Origin of the sequence: Paenilisteria portnoyi (assembly GCF_014322795.1) — a bacterium.
Classification (GTDB): Bacteria; Bacillota; Bacilli; order Lactobacillales; family Listeriaceae; genus Listeria_A; species Listeria_A portnoyi.
This window is the reverse complement of sequence record NZ_JAASTT010000026.1, coordinates 1-16,218: the sequence shown is the minus strand read 5'-3', so window position 1 is coordinate 16,218 and position 16,218 is coordinate 1. Positions and strand designations below refer to the sequence as shown.

The 16,218-nt window shown below is 40.5% G+C and carries 19 protein-coding genes; 18 read left to right on the top strand and 1 reads right to left on the bottom strand.

Going from position 1 to position 16,218, the window contains the following annotated elements; translation table 11 throughout:
* Positions 1-8: 8 nt before the first annotated feature.
* The 9 genes from ffh (at position 9) to HCJ66_RS14480 (ending at position 8,790) form a co-directional block, all read left to right on the top strand.
* Complete coding sequence (ffh, locus tag HCJ66_RS14520; protein WP_187133788.1) at positions 9-1,370, top strand: signal recognition particle protein; 1,362 nt, start codon at positions 9-11, stop codon at positions 1,368-1,370.
* A gap of 584 nt (positions 1,371-1,954) precedes the next feature.
* Positions 1,955-3,925 carry an Lmo1799 family Asp-Ala repeat surface protein gene (locus HCJ66_RS14515; RefSeq protein ID WP_187133809.1) on the top strand — a complete coding sequence of 657 codons (1,971 nt, stop codon included), beginning with the start codon at positions 1,955-1,957 and terminating at the stop codon, positions 3,923-3,925.
* A 67-nt stretch (positions 3,926-3,992) separates the two neighbouring features.
* Positions 3,993-5,636 (top strand): YyaL domain-containing protein, encoded by a 1,644-nt coding sequence (locus tag HCJ66_RS14510; RefSeq protein WP_187133787.1) that lies wholly within the window; start codon positions 3,993-3,995, stop codon positions 5,634-5,636.
* An 84-nt stretch (positions 5,637-5,720) separates the two neighbouring features.
* Positions 5,721-5,993: a 30S ribosomal protein S16 gene (rpsP, locus tag HCJ66_RS14505; protein ID WP_036093318.1), complete on the top strand. Its 273-nt coding sequence runs from the start codon at positions 5,721-5,723 to the stop codon at positions 5,991-5,993.
* 14 nt (positions 5,994-6,007) lie between these two features.
* Positions 6,008-6,238: a KH domain-containing protein gene (locus HCJ66_RS14500; RefSeq protein ID WP_036072758.1), complete on the top strand. Its 231-nt coding sequence runs from the start codon at positions 6,008-6,010 to the stop codon at positions 6,236-6,238.
* A 548-nt stretch (positions 6,239-6,786) separates the two neighbouring features.
* On the top strand, positions 6,787-7,173 hold the full coding sequence (locus tag HCJ66_RS14495; protein WP_187133786.1) for a YlqD family protein: 387 nt from the start codon (positions 6,787-6,789) through the stop codon (positions 7,171-7,173).
* A gap of 10 nt (positions 7,174-7,183) precedes the next feature.
* Entirely contained in the window at positions 7,184-7,702 is a 519-nt protein-coding gene (gene rimM, locus HCJ66_RS14490; RefSeq protein WP_187133785.1) for a ribosome maturation factor RimM, read from the top strand.
* Complete coding sequence (gene trmD / locus HCJ66_RS14485; RefSeq protein WP_181677337.1) at positions 7,703-8,443, top strand: tRNA (guanosine(37)-N1)-methyltransferase TrmD; 741 nt, start codon at positions 7,703-7,705, stop codon at positions 8,441-8,443.
* A 2-nt stretch (positions 8,444-8,445) separates the two neighbouring features.
* Positions 8,446-8,790 carry a hypothetical protein gene (locus HCJ66_RS14480; protein WP_181677338.1) on the top strand — a complete coding sequence of 115 codons (345 nt, stop codon included), beginning with the start codon at positions 8,446-8,448 and terminating at the stop codon, positions 8,788-8,790.
* A 48-nt stretch (positions 8,791-8,838) separates the two neighbouring features.
* Here HCJ66_RS14480 and HCJ66_RS14475 read toward each other — a convergent pair whose 3' ends face one another.
* Positions 8,839-9,543 (bottom strand): MBL fold metallo-hydrolase, encoded by a 705-nt coding sequence (locus HCJ66_RS14475; protein ID WP_187133784.1) that lies wholly within the window; start codon positions 9,541-9,543, stop codon positions 8,839-8,841.
* 199 nt (positions 9,544-9,742) lie between these two features.
* Between HCJ66_RS14475 and rplS the strand changes: the two genes are divergently transcribed.
* From rplS to HCJ66_RS14430, 9 genes are all read left to right on the top strand, one after another.
* Complete coding sequence (rplS, locus tag HCJ66_RS14470; RefSeq protein WP_036064629.1) at positions 9,743-10,087, top strand: 50S ribosomal protein L19; 345 nt, start codon at positions 9,743-9,745, stop codon at positions 10,085-10,087.
* 158 nt (positions 10,088-10,245) lie between these two features.
* A complete protein-coding gene (locus tag HCJ66_RS14465) occupies positions 10,246-10,542 on the top strand; it encodes a WXG100 family type VII secretion target (protein ID WP_187133783.1) in 297 nt (98 codons plus the stop codon).
* A gap of 72 nt (positions 10,543-10,614) precedes the next feature.
* The gene (locus HCJ66_RS14460; RefSeq protein ID WP_187133782.1) at positions 10,615-10,887 is read left to right on the top strand and encodes a TIGR04197 family type VII secretion effector; all 273 of its coding nucleotides are present in this window, start codon (positions 10,615-10,617) and stop codon (positions 10,885-10,887) included.
* Between the two features lie 4 nt (positions 10,888-10,891).
* Positions 10,892-11,233: a DUF3958 family protein gene (locus HCJ66_RS14455; protein ID WP_187133781.1), complete on the top strand. Its 342-nt coding sequence runs from the start codon at positions 10,892-10,894 to the stop codon at positions 11,231-11,233.
* A complete protein-coding gene (locus HCJ66_RS14450; RefSeq protein WP_187133780.1) occupies positions 11,230-12,414 on the top strand; it encodes a T7SS effector LXG polymorphic toxin in 1,185 nt (394 codons plus the stop codon). Before HCJ66_RS14455 ends, HCJ66_RS14450 begins: the two co-directional genes overlap by 4 nt.
* 12 nt (positions 12,415-12,426) lie before the next feature.
* Complete coding sequence (locus tag HCJ66_RS14445) at positions 12,427-13,077, top strand: hypothetical protein (protein WP_187133779.1); 651 nt, start codon at positions 12,427-12,429, stop codon at positions 13,075-13,077.
* A gap of 1 nt (position 13,078) precedes the next feature.
* Positions 13,079-13,378, top strand: coding sequence for a DUF4176 domain-containing protein (locus HCJ66_RS14440; protein WP_187133778.1), 300 nt, complete (start codon positions 13,079-13,081; stop codon positions 13,376-13,378).
* Between the two features lie 148 nt (positions 13,379-13,526).
* Positions 13,527-13,922 carry a VOC family protein gene (locus HCJ66_RS14435; protein WP_187133777.1) on the top strand — a complete coding sequence of 132 codons (396 nt, stop codon included), beginning with the start codon at positions 13,527-13,529 and terminating at the stop codon, positions 13,920-13,922.
* Positions 13,923-14,335: 413 nt separating this feature from the next.
* Positions 14,336-16,218, top strand: a 1,883-nt coding sequence (locus tag HCJ66_RS14430) for an immunoglobulin-like domain-containing protein (protein WP_222717523.1), incomplete at its 3' end; no start/stop codon positions are given.

The following is a 16,218-nucleotide window of genomic DNA, read 5'->3' as shown; positions in this document are numbered from 1 at the left end:
CGGCGCACATGGCATTTGAAGGATTAGCCGGCCGATTACAAGAAACGATGAACAAAATCCGCGGAAAAGGGAAAGTGAACGAGGCGGATGTAAAAGAAATGATGCGTGAAGTCCGACTTGCTTTACTGGAAGCGGATGTTAACTTTAAAGTCGTCAAACAATTTATCAAAATAGTAAGCGAGCGTGCTGTTGGTAGTGAAGTTATGAAGAGCTTGACGCCGGGTCAACAAGTCATCAAAATTGTCCAAGAAGAATTAACGACATTGATGGGTGGCGAGGAAAGTAAGATTGCCGTTGCTGATAAACCACCGACTGTCGTTATGATGGTTGGGCTTCAAGGGGCTGGTAAAACAACAACAACTGGTAAACTTGCGAACTTACTACGCAAAAAATATAATCGCAAACCACTTCTCGTGGCGGCGGATATTTATCGCCCAGCGGCCATTAAACAATTGGAAACGTTGGGAAATCAGCTGGATATGCCGGTCTTTTCTTTAGGTGATCAAGTCAGTCCTGTCGAAATTGCCAAACAAGCGATTGCGAAGGCGAAAGAGGATCATCTGGATTATGTGTTGATTGATACGGCGGGTCGTCTGCATATTGATACGGAATTAATGGATGAATTGGTAGCTGTGAAAGAAATCGCTAATCCGTCTGAAATTTTACTCGTTGTCGATTCGATGACAGGGCAAGATGCGGTAAATGTAGCGGAAAGTTTTAATGCGCAGTTAGATATTACTGGTGTTGTCTTAACGAAACTTGATGGGGATACACGTGGTGGTGCGGCGCTTTCGATTCGTTCTGTGACAGAGAAACCGATCAAATTTGTTGGTATGGGCGAGAAGATGGAGGCACTCGAAAGTTTCCATCCAGACCGAATGGCATCTCGTATTTTGGGCATGGGTGATGTGTTATCTCTTATTGAGAAGGCGCAGGTTTCAGTCGACGAGGACAAGGCGCGTGAGCTTGAGCAGAAAGTAAAAGACATGTCGATGACGCTAGATGACTTTTTAGAACAATTGCAACAAGTTCGCCAAATGGGACCGCTAGACGAGCTTCTTAAGATGATGCCTGGCGCGAATAAAATGAAAGGTCTCGATAACATGAACGTCGATGAAAAGCAGTTGACACATATCGAGGCGATTATTAAATCGATGACAAAAGCAGAAAAAGATCACCCAGAGATTATCAATGCGAATCGACGGAAGCGTATTGCTCGCGGTTCTGGACGAACAATCCAAGAAGTCAATCGTCTTTTGAAACAATTTAATGAGATGAAAAAGATGATGAAGCAAATGTCTGGTGCTGGTGGAAGTGGTAAAGGAAAGAAAAAACGTGGCGGATTAGGTAATTTTAAGATGCCATTTTAATGACAAAAAGAAATATAAATTACAAAAAACATAGCTTTTAAGCTATGTTTTTTTTGACTTCATTGTGAATACAGGAACGAGTAGTTCTATATACCTCTTCGTTAGAAAATAATTGTGAATAATTGAATAATCAAGGGAACTATTGCTATTAGGGGAGTTATTAATAGGAAAAAATCTATATGATGATAAAGATTATATTAAAATCATATAGATTATTTTTAATAAGGTATAAAATCCTATTTTGAAGAAAGATTCTTCTTATTATATTAAAATATAGTTATTTTATTTTTGTTGTATAATATGTTTTTTTCTGGGGTATAGTATATCTATGCTCCTAGGGGTATAGATAAGCGTTATGATACTTATATCTTTTTTATTGCATTTATTACAGACTGAATTTTTTGTTTTTGGAAATATTAAAAGCTTAAGAAATTTGATTTTTATGCTTTGAAAGGGTGTGGTATGGGTTATTTAAATGGTGCTTTGGTTGGGGAATAGATGTGGTTAGCCTAAGTGTTGCTGGGGATTTGGTGCTTGTTGTATTAATTTTAGCTCGGTGTATACCGAAAGCTTGAGGGGGAAAAATAGTGGGGAAACGGCAAGTAGATTATAAGCGTAGAATGAATTGGAAGAGCAATCAAAAAGCGAAAATGATTGCAACACTCTTTACGGCAGCGACGATTGTAGCGTCACCTATAACATTGCATTATGATAATTTTGGAAAAGGTTTGGTTGTAAGTGATACACAAGCAGAAGCGGCAACAATAAGTTTATTGGGGAATTCTTCATTGAATGCTAGCTATGTAAATGGGAAACTGATTATAAAATTATCAGGTACACAGCTTGCTAATATTGGATTATTGCAAAGTTACTATCCTTCTTTTAAATTACCAGATGAATTGAAAACTTTATTATCTAATCCAAATGTGAAAGCGAATACGAAAATAGATTATAAAATTCCGTATTTGGGACTGTTTGGTGCAAGTTTAAATAACACTGGAACTAAAACTGGCAATAGTTTAATTATTAATGCAGCGAACGGAACAGTAGCAACCAATATTAGTCATACTTTAGGCATTTCTGTTACTACGCCAACTACTTTTACGCTAACTATAGATTTGATGGCTCTTGGTGTAACTGCTTTGCCTGCAGGAATTGGTGATGATAAGTTAGACTTTGCTGCCTTTGCTGGAGATAATTTTGTAGATATTGATTTGCTTAATAATAGTGGGGCAAGTACTTATATTGATGCTCCGGAAGCAGATGCGGATGCCGACGCCGATGCGGATGCTGACGCCGATGCTGATGCGGATGCCGACGCTGATGCTGACGCCGATGCTGATGCGGATGCCGATGCGGATGCTGACGCCGATGCGGATGCAGATGCTGATGCGGATGCCGACGCTGATGCAGATGCAGATGCTGACGCCGATGCAGATGCCGATGCTGATGCGGATGCGGATGCTGACGCCGATGCGGATGCTGATGCTGACGCCGATGCGGATGCTGATGCTGACGCCGATGCGGATGCCGACGCTGATGCCGATGCTGATGCCGATGCTGACGCCGATGCTGACGCCGATGCCGATGCGGATGCCGACGCCGATGCGGATGCCGACGCTGACGCAGATGCTGACGCCGATGCAGATGCAGATGCTGATGCGGATGCCGACGCAGATGCTGACGCCGATGCGGATGCTGACGCTGACGCCGATGCGGATGCCGACGCGGATGCCGACGCAGATGCTGACGCTGATGCGGATGCTGACGCTGATGCGGATGCCGACGCGGATGCGGATGCTGACGCTGATGCCGATGCAGATGCCGATGCGGATGCAGATTCAGATGGGGACATTGATTGGACTAACTTTAATGTTGACAGACCGTTATTTGAACCAGTACACGCTGGTGATACTACTATTAGAGGTGAAACGGGTTACGCAAGTGCTAGCTCAGTTAGTGCGCTAGTTCAGCGAGTACAAGCTATGGCTAAAACTTTGCCAGAAGGAACAACTTTGAAACTGATTTTACAACTTCCTGATGGTACCATTCTTGGAAACATTGTTATAAATGCCGATGGAACCTATTCTACTAATATTACTGGACATACGTTAGCTGCTGGTGATATTATTACTGCTTATCTAGTTGCGCAACGTGGTGAACAAACAAAAGTAGGTGCTATTGCATCAACTACTGTTTTACCACTTGTCGATGAAACGGATGCGGATGCCGATGCGGATGCGGATGCGGATGCCGATGCCGATGCGGATAATGATCCTACAACGCCAATCAATACTGGAAATGGTGGTACAGGTGGTTCTGGAACTGGGACAACTACAGGAACTGGTGGAACATCAGGATCAGTAATTGTACCAATTAGTACAGGAGGAACTGGAATGTCCGCAACGATGATGGGCAATGGTTCATCTTCAGGATCAGAGTTGCCTTCAACCGGTGATGAAGATTCCACAACAGCACAATGGTTTGGTGGCGGACTGTTACTTCTTGCAGGAGGCTTCTTGTTAAGTCTATTCCGTAGAAAACCACAAGAATAACGAAAAAAAATGGTCTCCCTTACTTTTTGAGGTAGGGAGGCCATTATTAAAAAAAAGGAGTTGGAAAATGCTAAGTTTAGATGCTGTAAATACGATAAAAAAACAAGTAGAGAATAAAGCCAAATCAGTGGAAATGAATAATTGGAAAGGCGAGTGGAAAGTTTTCCTTTCATTGGATTTTGAAAAAAAACGTGCGACTGTACTAAATTACAGCAATGCTTCACTAGATTATATTTTTAAGCAGATTCATAAAAAACTCCAAGATGAAACAGAAAATAGGACATTTAAAATTGATGTTGCCTATCAGTTCGATACAGTCCTTTTTTCGGAATGGAATGAAATAACGTTACATACAAGGAAAAATTATTATCGCAAAGGGATTTCGTTTGATAAGGGATTTCATACGGCTTTATTGGAACAGGAAATTAATGGGAATGCGATGATACAACCGAAAGATGAAGGGGTAGCGCTTAATTTAGAGAATTTAAATCGCTATCTAGTACAGGCAAATAAGGTGTATGGCAAACTTCAAATAGAGGCAGATTCAGAGCTCATTACTTTTGATACACTCGGGTTTTATTATGACGGTAATGATGTGCTGGAGCTTTTTAGTGGGGATTTAAACAATGGTAGACGGAGTACCCCGTTAACCCCCGCGGATGTAGAAGAAATTATTCATCATGCTGGTGCCTATTTGGCAAATCAAGTCGGCGCTGACGGCGAATTTATTTATGGTTATTTCGCTTGTTTTGATAAAAAAATTAAACATTACAACAGTCTACGGCATGCGAGTTCTACTTATTCCATGATCGAATCTTATGAAATATCACGTGATGAAGCGACCCTCACGGCGGCAAAAAAAGCTTTGCGATTCCTAGCCCTTGATTTGATTCGGGAACGAGGAGATAGAGCCTATGTCATTGAACGTGATACGAATGAAATTAAATTAGGCGCGAATGCAGCGGCAATTTTGGCTTTTTCAAAATATATGCAAGTAACGCAAGATATGCTCTATTTACCGTTGTGCCAAAGCTTAGCACATGCTATTTGCGATCAACAACAAGACGATGGGCAGTTTATTCACGTGTTAGAATACCCAACGCTTGTTGTAAAGGATCCATTCCGCATTATTTATTATGATGGAGAAGCTGTGCTAGCTTTGTTACGTCTGTATGCCATTAATACCGACCCTAAATGGCTAAATGCCGCCCAAAAAGCATTTGACCATTTTATCGCTAAGTCCTATTGGAAAAATCACGATCACTGGCTTAGTTATTGTACAAATGAAATAACGAAATATTTGCCGGAAGATCGTTATTTTGAATTCGGCTTGAAAAATGCTTTTGGACGCTTGAACTTCATTCACGATCGCGAAACGACATTCCCAACCTTTTTAGAACTGACGGTAGCAACACATGACATGTGCGAGCGCATTGAAGCTGCAGATAAGGCTTACCTACTAAAAGATTTTAACCGTGAAAAATTAGAACAAACCATTGAAAAACGCGCGGATTATCAACTTAACGGTTTTTTCTATCCAGAACTTGCTATGTACTATAAAAATCCAGCGCGTATTCTGAACAGTTTCTTTATTCGCCACCATTCGTTCCGCGTTCGTATTGATGACGTCGAGCATAATATTTCCGGCTATTGTCGCTATTTGAACCGAATTACAAGTGACTTACCAGAAAAAAATAAAGAAAAAATGTAACTGTAAAGAAAAAACACTTTACAAACAAATCCTTTACTGGTAATATATATACTTGTGTAAGACTTTATGGAGGTGTATATATAAATGGCAGTTAAAATTCGTTTAAAACGTATGGGTTCTAACAAGAAACCTTTCTACCGTATTCAAGTTGCAGATTCTCGTTCTCCACGTGATGGCCGTTCAATCGAAACAGTGGGTACATACAATCCACTACTCAACCCGGCAGAAGTGAAAATCGACGAAGAAGCAGTTTTAAAATGGTTGCATAACGGTGCGAAACCATCTGACACAGTTCGTAACTTGTTGTCAAATGAAGGCATTATGGAAAAATTCCACAATTCAAAACTAGGTAAGTAATAAAGGTCATGGCTATGGAGGATTTAATTCTAACCATCGTAAAGCCTCTTGTTGATCATCAAGATGACGTTGTTGTCTCGGTAGAAGAGAGCGCTACAAGCCTTCTTTATAAGTTATCAGTAAATAAAGATGATATGGGCCGTGTGATAGGCAAGCAGGGACGGATCGCGAAATCGATTCGTACCCTTGTCTACGCGTCAGGCAACCGTAGCGAGAAGAAAGTACGTCTCGAAATCATTGAATGACCGCCCCACATCTAGAATGTGCGGTGGTTTTTTTGTTGCTGGGATTGTTTGAACGAAGTGAATTACAACCCCAGTATGCATGAGAGCGAAGCGAGCAGGTAATCCATTGGTGGGTTTTATGCTGTGAATTGAGAATTAGTGCTGAGTAGATATGGGACCACCAGATAGAACCTCAATATGCATGTGAACAGCAGTGCTGGACTTATGGATGAATAATGACTGGTGTTTTTTCTGATGCTGGTTTCCAGTTTTTTTTGAGTGGGGAGAAAGATTGGCTTTCTGTGATATCGCTTTTCGCGCCTCCGGATCCAGCTTCAAGAGCCAACCTCTCGGAAATTTCGCGACCTCCGTAAAAGTCAAAAGAGGACTTTCACTGCGCCCTCTAACAATTAAATTGGTTGTCAGTCTCGCGCCGCTCTACTGCCTATTGACTCACTACATCAAACCAAACGATGGTTTGAAAGCTCATCAACATAAACGTGCTCTTTCAGCTTTTCATGTGTTACAATAAAATTAACACCCAATCACCGGATAAGGGAGGGTTCCTCATGAAAATTATCCAAAAAGTGACTGTGAAACAAATTCTTACGGAAAAAAGTAAGGAGAAATTGTTTCAATTCTACTTAGAACAACGGCAAACGTTACAAAAAGAAAGTGATCAACTTCATTTTGAACAAAAAAAGATGGAGCACAAAAATAAGTTTAATCAAGAATCGGTAAATAGTTATTTTGCGAAAGAAATTGAAATGCGGCAGGAGAAAGTAAAAATTATTGAATTCCAAGTCGAGCAGCTAGAAATTTTACCGATTGGAAGTGAAATCAAAGAGCGAGAATTGGAGGCAATCCTAGATGTTGCGGTTGGCGATGCTTGGGATGATACCATTTTTGCGAAAACGATTGTAGTAAAAGATGATGTTATAATAGAAATACGCTAGAGGTGAAAGCATGGAGCAGATGTTTAATGTAGGAAAAATAGTAAATACACACGGTTTAATGGGAGAGATTCGCGTTATTTCGCAGACTGATTTTGCGGATGAGCGTTTTGCTGTAGGGAATGAGTTATTTTTATTCGCAAAAGGTAGCAAGAAGCCTGAAAAACTGATTATCAAGACGCATCGAAAACATAAGAATTTTGACTTGTTAACGTTTGAGGGGATTATTGGTATTAATAACGTCGAGCGAATGAGGGACGGTATGCTGAAAGTGCCAGAATCGCAGCTTGGTGATTTGGAGGAAAACGAGTATTATTTCCACGAGATTATTGGGTGTGAGGTGTATACGGAGGAAGGCGAACTACTCGGAATGATTAGTGAAATCTTGACGCCTGGTGCGAATGATGTGTGGGTTGTGCAGATGAAAGGTCAAAAAGACAAGTTGATTCCGTATATCGCGGACGTTGTGCAGTCGGTCAACATCAAGGATAAGAAAATCACGATTTCGGTCATGGAAGGATTGTTTGACTAAATGAAAATGGATGTTTTGTCGATTTTTCCAACGATGTTTGATGGCATGACGGGGAATTCGATTATCAAAAAAACAATTGAAAAAGGACTCGTGGATGTTTCTATTACGGACTTTCGGGAATATGCAGAAGGAAAGCATCAAACGGTTGATGATTATCCATATGGTGGCGGCGCTGGTATGCTTTTGAAGGCGCAACCGATTTTCTCGGCAGTGGAAGCGCTACGGGAAAGAACGCCAGACACGAAACCACGGATTATTTTGATGGATCCAGCTGGCAAACGATTCGATCAGAAATTGGCGGAGGAATTTGCGCAGGAGGAACATTTGATTTTTATTTGTGGTCATTATGAGGGCTATGATGAGCGGATTCGCGAGTTTTTGGTCACAGATGAGGTTTCGATAGGTGATTATATTTTGACGGGTGGCGAAATCGGGGCGATGGCGATGATGGATAGTGTGATTCGTCTGCTTCCTGGAGCTCTTGGAAATGCGGATTCGGCAGTGACGGATTCTTTTTCTACAGGCCTGCTTGAGCACCCACACTACACGCGACCAGCGCAGTTTCGCGATATGGAGGTTCCGGAAGTACTTTTAAATGGGAATCATAAATTGATCGAAGAATGGCGAGAACGCGAGTCATTGCGCCGTACATGGGAACGCCGACCAGACTTACTTGAAAGTTATACTTTATCTGACCAGCAGCAAAAATGGTTAGAGGAGATAAAAAAAGGAGTGGACTAGGCATGGGGATTTTTAAAAATGAAGAAGCTGAAAATCGAGATGATGTATTGAATCGTGATGTGGAATCGGTACTTGTATCGACTGGGCCAACAGCAGTAAACCATGATGTTGTACAGGTTGTTTTTGTTCGTAATTACGTGCAAGCGGAGGCGAAAGTAGGCTGGGCTGCGACATCTGATTTCTCGGGGGTTGTTCGGGGGTTGCAGGAACAGGCTCACGAGCTCGGCGGAGATGCGGTACTGAACTGTCACTTCGAGGAACAGTTTATTCGAGAAGAAGATGGCAAACTACTCATGAGCCAACTTGGTTATGGAACGGTTGTCATGACGAAAATTACAAGATTTTAATAGAAAAAACGAATGGAGAGCCAACGCGTGACGGTTCTCCATTCGTTTTTAATTGAGGCGTTTTTTCGCGCGTGCTAACGCTTTTTCGAGGAGTGGCATGGGGTTTAGAATCATTTTTCCGTGGCCAACTGCGAGAATACTCGGATCGTGAAGCATTATTTTTTCAGTGGAGGCGATACCGGTTTCTAAATCCCACGTCCCCATCGTCGGGAAAGGAAAGAAGGGACGCGTATCGCCGGCAACTGCAATGCCGCCTTGTGTTTGTAGCAAATCTCCAACAATGACGGCCCTGGTTCGATTATCAAAAAAGGAAATAGAGCCAGGCGTGTGACCAGGTGTTTCAATCACAGATAGGGAGCCAATCATGTCCCCTTCTACGATTTTTTTGCCCACCTTGACGGGAAATGTTTTCGGATAGGAGCCTTTGATTGGTTTCTGTGCTTCAAATGCGTATGTCGCTGGATTTTTGATTAGCTGTAATTCTCGGTTGGAGATCATAATTTGCGCATCTGGATGGGCTTCTGCAATCGTTTGTAGCGACCCAATATGATCGCCATGTGCGTGTGTCAAAATAATATACCGGAGCGGCAAGCCAGTGGCAGCGATGTGTTTTAAAATTTTGTTAGCGCTCATTGGTAAAGCTGTATCAATGAGTGTGAGGAAATCGCCGTCTGTTACTAAATAGCAGTTTACTGGGAATAGGAAAGGCAATGTGGTGAGTTGTGTGATATTATTTCGCGTCACCGTGTTCATACTTGGAGCACACCCTTTCTTTTTTTGAAATAGCTAGCGTTATTATACCATATTTTAGCCATCAAGAAAAAAACCTTTACACACCGTGATAAATGTGATAAATTAGATGAGTAACTGGACAGATCCAGTTTTATAACGATGTTCCGCTTCATTACATATGTTGAATGAAAGAATGTCTGTTGGAAGGAGATGAAATGTAATGAATTTGTTAATCAATGAAATTACTAAAAGTCAATTAAATCCAGACGTACCTAGCTTCCGTCCTGGTGATACTGTTCGCCTTCACGTAAAGGTTGTCGAGGGAACTCGCGAACGTATTCAGCTTTTTGAAGGTGTTGTAATCAAACGCCGTGGAGCAGGAATCAGCGAAACTTTCACAGTTCGTAAAATCTCTTATAGTGTTGGCGTTGAGCGTACATTCCCTGTACACACACCGCGTATCGCTAAATTAGAAGTATTACGTCGTGGTAAAGTACGTCGTGCGAAATTGTATTACCTACGTGATCTACGTGGTAAAGCAGCTCGTATTAAAGAAATTCGTTAATTAGTAAGAAGACGGTCGGCATTGCGCTGATCGTCTTTTTATGTATATTCACTATTTAAAGGGAAAAATCTATAAATGTAAAAAAAGCGTATACAAATATATCCAGATTATGATATAATTTTATATTACATATTTATACAAAAAAGGAGATGAATTGGATGTCAGGACAAATTAGAATGAGCCCAGCAGAGCTTCGAGATCGCTCTAAAACTTATGGGCGTAAAGGTCAAGATATTGAACAAATTTCAAGGGAATTACAGCAGTTACAGGAACAATTACGTGGAGAATGGGAAGGGGCGGCTTTCCAAAAATTCGATGAGCAATTTCAACAGCTGAAGCCAAAGGTAACGGAGTTCTCTAATTTAATGCATCAAATCGAGCAACAATTGAGTAAAACAGCTACCGCAGTGGAAGAAAACGATGCAAACTTGTCGCGCAATTTTGGTTTACAATAAGAGTGATGGGTGCTGCATGACCATGCGAAAACGCGTGGTTTTTTAGTAAAAATCAAAAAGAGGTGAGAGCAGATGAGTGGAGAGATTGCGAGTGATAGTAGTGTTGCCCAGAGCCAAGTATCTGATTTACAACAAGCGATTGCCGATTCGAACGGCGTACAGACACCAAATACAGATACGCAAACGACGTTGCAAGGAAACAATCAGCTACATAGTAACACTGAGCAGGAAATGGATATGGTTCGTCATTTTCGTGAGGCATTTCAAAAAGATGCTGCAAACATTGGAAGAGTGGCAGAAGTAATAGAAGCAAAAGATAAACAATTGGCTCAAAAAGGGGAGTAAATAGATGGATAAAGTGGACGAAATAAATCTACAAATCAATCGTCTATCCGAGGCAAGCTATGAAGCAGAAGACACACAACGTCAATTGAAGCGTACAGAAGAAGCCATGGAGATGCATTTTCGACGAAGAGCCAATTTTTTCGATACGTTGCAAGATTATTGGCGGACAGGAGATATGGCGCATCGCGTTGCAGATAGAAAATTTCAGTTGCAACGCGAAGAGCATCAAACTATGGACGTCTTGGCAGAAAAACAAGTGGCGGTTCGTCGCCAAATACAGGAATTTGAAACACAAGAAGACGAACTATATCGTGCTAGAAAACAAGCATGGGAGGAAGCCGAATGAGCGTGAATATGTTTTTAGAGAGTTCAGATGAGCAAGCCATAGCTATTCAAAACATGTGCCAAGCGCATATCTCTGAAATGGAGAAAGTTAAAGACGCGATTGCACAATTTACAGCAGAAACAGTTTTAAAGGGACAAGCATATGATGCGGCTAAGCGCTATTTTGAAACAACCTATATACCACTTGCTGATGGTTTTATCTTGATTGCTGAAGCGTTACAAAAAGCCGCAAAGAAATTACCAGAGGAATACCGGGCGGAGGTGGATGGAAATTCGCTGCAAGAAGATGTGCTACGAGATCAGATTCGACATTTAGGAGATTTGATAGAAGAAAGCAATATGTGCCTAGCGCCCTCTGCACTTGTGTTATCGAACACTTCATTAAATACGAATCCGTTTCTTCCGTTTTATGAAGACCAAAAAAGGGAGATACAAGAGAAGCTAGATAGGCTTATGGCGTATGATGTTACGTCGGCAAGTTTATTCTCTGAGGTAGAAAGTTTGATAGCTTCTGTGGAGGCGGGGTTAAAGGAAGTGAGCAGTGGAAGAGCTTTTAATGCAGAAACTGGTACTTTTACTATTTCTTCAGAAATTCCAGCTTGGGCTGATGTAATTCAAAAGCAATATGAGAAGTATTCAACGGCTACTAAAAATATCGTGCTGGCAGGAGGATATGCTTCAACCTTAAATGTTGCCAGGGCTGAGACAATAGCAAGTAGTAAAAAAATAAAAGGAGGTACATGGCATAATTCATCTGTGAAGAGTACTAAGTCGGGGCTAAAGACATGGAAACAAGTAAATGGAGATGTAGGACGTTTTAAATCTGTTAAAACTGCTCGAAAAGTGGACGAATTTGTAAACGGTGCAGGAGAATTAAGCAAAGGCTTTCCTAAAAGTATAGGTGCTTTAGGAGGTGCTGGTGCAGTTTTGGATGGTGCTACATATATGGAAAGAAAGGATGAATATGGAGAAGTCAGTGCGGCGGTTGATGGTGTGGTGCACACTGGGACAGCAGTGGGGTCCATTTATGCAGGTGCTGCAATTGGTTCATTGATTCCAATTCCAGTTGTTGGAACAGTTGCGGGTGCTGCAGGCGGTTACCTCATAAATGGAGTTGCCAATACACTGTACGACGGATTTGCTCACGGAACTTGGAATTTGGATAATTTTAAACTTTGGTAAGGGGCGAATAGTTTGAGAAAAATAATATACATAGGGGAAGCAGATGGCTATATTATCTATTTTGATACTAAGAAGAAATATTTATTGAAATCAAAAAAAAGTAGATGGCTAAATAACGAAAAAACAAGAAATAATTCAAAATATATTATTTTTGTCCTCGCCACATTATTATTAATAAGTAGTCTAGTAGCATTTTTTGCAAAGGATCAGCTTTTTTCGGGAAAGTATACTAGTGGTATATTAATTGTTTTATCCATAATTTGGACATTCGAATTTCTATTTTTAACTATAGTTACTCATCGTGTCTTATATAGAAATGTAAAAAAAGCAGAACCTGCAACGAAAAGGGAGCTAGGAAAAGCAATTAGAAATAATAATATATGGAATATGTTCAATAACAAAAAAGTAACTTTTATGAAGAAAGTATTTGCTTGGATACTTACTTTAGTTGTTGTATGTGCTACAATAGGTTTTATCATAAGTCTATACTTAGCTAATGAGCAAGGCTATTTTATAGGATTTCCTGTAGGCAGTGAAATCATAGCTTTAAGTCTTTTTGGTGTTCTTCCTTTTCTAACAGTTTTCTTAATTTGGGAGAATAACTTGATACGCTGGTTTGCTGTTGTTGGAAAATATCAAAATAAAAAACTGGAGGGAAGATAATATGGAAGATAGAGTGTTGCCGCTTGGTACAGTTGTGTTATTAAAAGATGGGGATGGCTCAAGGCTGATGATTGTCTGTAGAGCAAGTATTGTGGAAGATCGTAAAAAAGAAGTTTTTTATGATTACGGCGCGGTGTTAATCCCACAAGGAATGTTATCGCCTGAAGCAGTGTATTTCTTCAATAAAGAGAATGTGGAAAAAGTTTTGTTTGAAGGTTTTAAAAATGAAGATGAAAATGAATTCGCTGAACAATATGATGAAATGGTAAGTCAAACAAAAATTCCTAAAGGCTCTATTTAATAAAGAATGAACTTTTCGTATTAAAGAAATTCGTTAATTATAAGAAGACGGTCGGCATCGCGCTGATCGTCTTTTTATGTATCGCTTGCAAAAAAAGAACCAATTGCGTATTCTGATACTATCAAATAATGGAAAGGAAGATAAAACGATGAAAAAGTTCATTCCTTATTTAACAACAGATCACTGTAAAGAAGCAGTCGCTTATTACCATGCCATTTTTGGAGGAGAAATTCAAAATTTTCAAATGTCAGATGGAATTCCTGGTTTTGAACAGTACCCTAATAAAGTCCTCCACGCAGAAATCGTCATTAACGAAAACTTGACACTCTACCTCAATGATATTTTCCAAACACCGGTTACGGAGGGGAATAGCGTCATTCTAGGTTTAGAATTCGATTCAGAAGAAGAAATCACGAAAATCTACAAAGCACTTGCCGAAGAAGGTAGTATTGAAATGGAACTTCAAGAAGCTTTTTGGGGAGCTGTGCACGCGAAGGTTGTCGATAAATTTGGATTTAGTTGGGAACTGAATTGGGAGAAATGATAAATGAGGATGGAATTGAGCTGGATTGAACAATTAGCTTAGTTTCATCTTTTTCAGTTTAAATAAGAAAATGTGGACGCCCAATCTATTTTTATGTACCTTTATCGTTTGCTAGTATATCTAAAATTAATTGTTTTTTCGGAAAAAAATACTATAAAAAAGTCATAATTTCGTCATATTTGATTGAATAATATGATGAAACTGCACTTGAGATATATTGGATGTGTTGTATTATGGTTTTATAATAAGGAGGTACATTTTGGGTGTGAGAAAAAGAATAGTCTATATTTTCTTTTTTTTTAGTATTTTTATATTATAAATTTCGAGGAGGGATGCTAATGAAAGGAAGATCGAAATAATAAGTTATAAAATGTGATGTAAAAAACAACAGCAAAAAGAATGGGGAGATGAATGTGAATAAAAAAGAAAATACACTAAAAAAAGCGGGGATTGGTCTTTTAACAACCGCTATAATTAGCAGCCAAATGATTGCTAATGTACCTTTTAATGTACTAGCGGCGCAAACAGCTACCACGACAAAAAGTGCACCCAATGCAACAACTCAAAGCCAGAAGTTAGGTGCGACTGAGATTCAATTGGAAAATACAGAGTTCAATGGCCCCTCTGGTTGGCACCCGATTTTTGCAACCGAACCTGCTGAGGTGTCTGATGCGCAAGGTAGTTATTGGCTATCTGGACCTAGCGTACTTAATGGGACTTTTGAGGGTCAGCCCAACCCATATGGATCGCATATACACGATATGGGACCTGCGCATGCTGTTACTTGGTTTTCAGGAAATGGTGTCGTTCACATAGGTGCAGATTATTTAGCTTTGGCTAGCCCTAATCCGGCTTATGGTATAGCACAAGCATTTACCACGATACCTGGGCATAAGTACTCTTTTACGTATACTGCTTCATATGATGGAATCAGTGATATGTATTGGGCGACTAACTATGTGGTGGCTTTTAGTAACTATTCAGGGTCGGTTGATGATATGCGTACATCGACTACTTCATCTCCTATTTTCATGACAACACCTAAGATGGCAGAAGGGACACCTCAAACAGTAACTTTTACGGCAACGTCTACACAAACATACCTACAATTAGAAGAACGAGGTATATATGATAATGGGGATGCTGTCACATTTTCTAATATTAGTGGTATTACTGATTTAGACGCTGATAGTACAGCACCAGTCATCAATGCAGGCGATAAAACGTTGGCAGTCGGCGACAGTTTTGATCCCAAAACAGATGTTACAGCGAGTGATGACACAGACGGCGATATTACAAGTAAAATTCAAGTTACAGCAAATAACGTAGATACCTCCAAAGCTGGCACCTATAATGTAACATATAGTGTTGCAGATGCCGCAGGAAATACCATAACAAAAACAATCACAGTAACAGTCCAAGCGGCAGCGGATACAACAGCTCCAACCATCACAGCAAGTGATAAAACATTAATGGTTGGCGATAGTTTCGATCCAAAGGCGGATGTGACAGCGAATGACGATACAGACGGAGACCTCACCAGCAAAGTAACGGTCACAGCAAATAACGTAGATACATCAAAAGCAGGTACGTATAATGTCACTTACAGCGTCACAGATACGGCAGGAAATGTTGGAACAAAAACGATTCAGGTAATTGTGAATAGTAATTTACAGATTACGATTAATCCATTGACAGATAAAGATACAGTAATTACTGGAACAGGAACACCTGGTAGAAGAGTATCTTTCTATGACTGGACCACATTTTCGTTTATTCCAGATGAGTACACGGGTGCAGTGATTGATGCGTCTGGAAACTATAATTTTCCTCTTTCGGATTATTTAGTGGCTGGACATGATATTGCAGCGATTTTAAAAGATGATCAAAATATTCAGGCACGTACAACCGTAACACATGTGGAGGATACAACAAAACCAGTCATCGCAGCGAGCGACAAAACACTAACAGTTGGCGATAGCTTTGATCCAAAGGCGGATGTGACAGCGAATGACGATACAGACGGGGACCTCACCAGCAAAGTAACGGTTACAGCGAATAACGTAGATACATCAAAAGCAGGTACGTATAATGTCTCGTACAGTGTCACAGATGCGGCAGGAAACACAGCAACGAAAACCATTACGGTAATCGTTCAAGCAGCAGCAGACACAACAAAACCAGTCATCACAGCGAGCGATAGAACAATCGCGGTTGGTGATAGCTTCTATGCCAAAGAGGGCGTGACAGCGAGCGATGACAGAGATGGCGACCTCACGAGTAAAGTAGAAGTCAC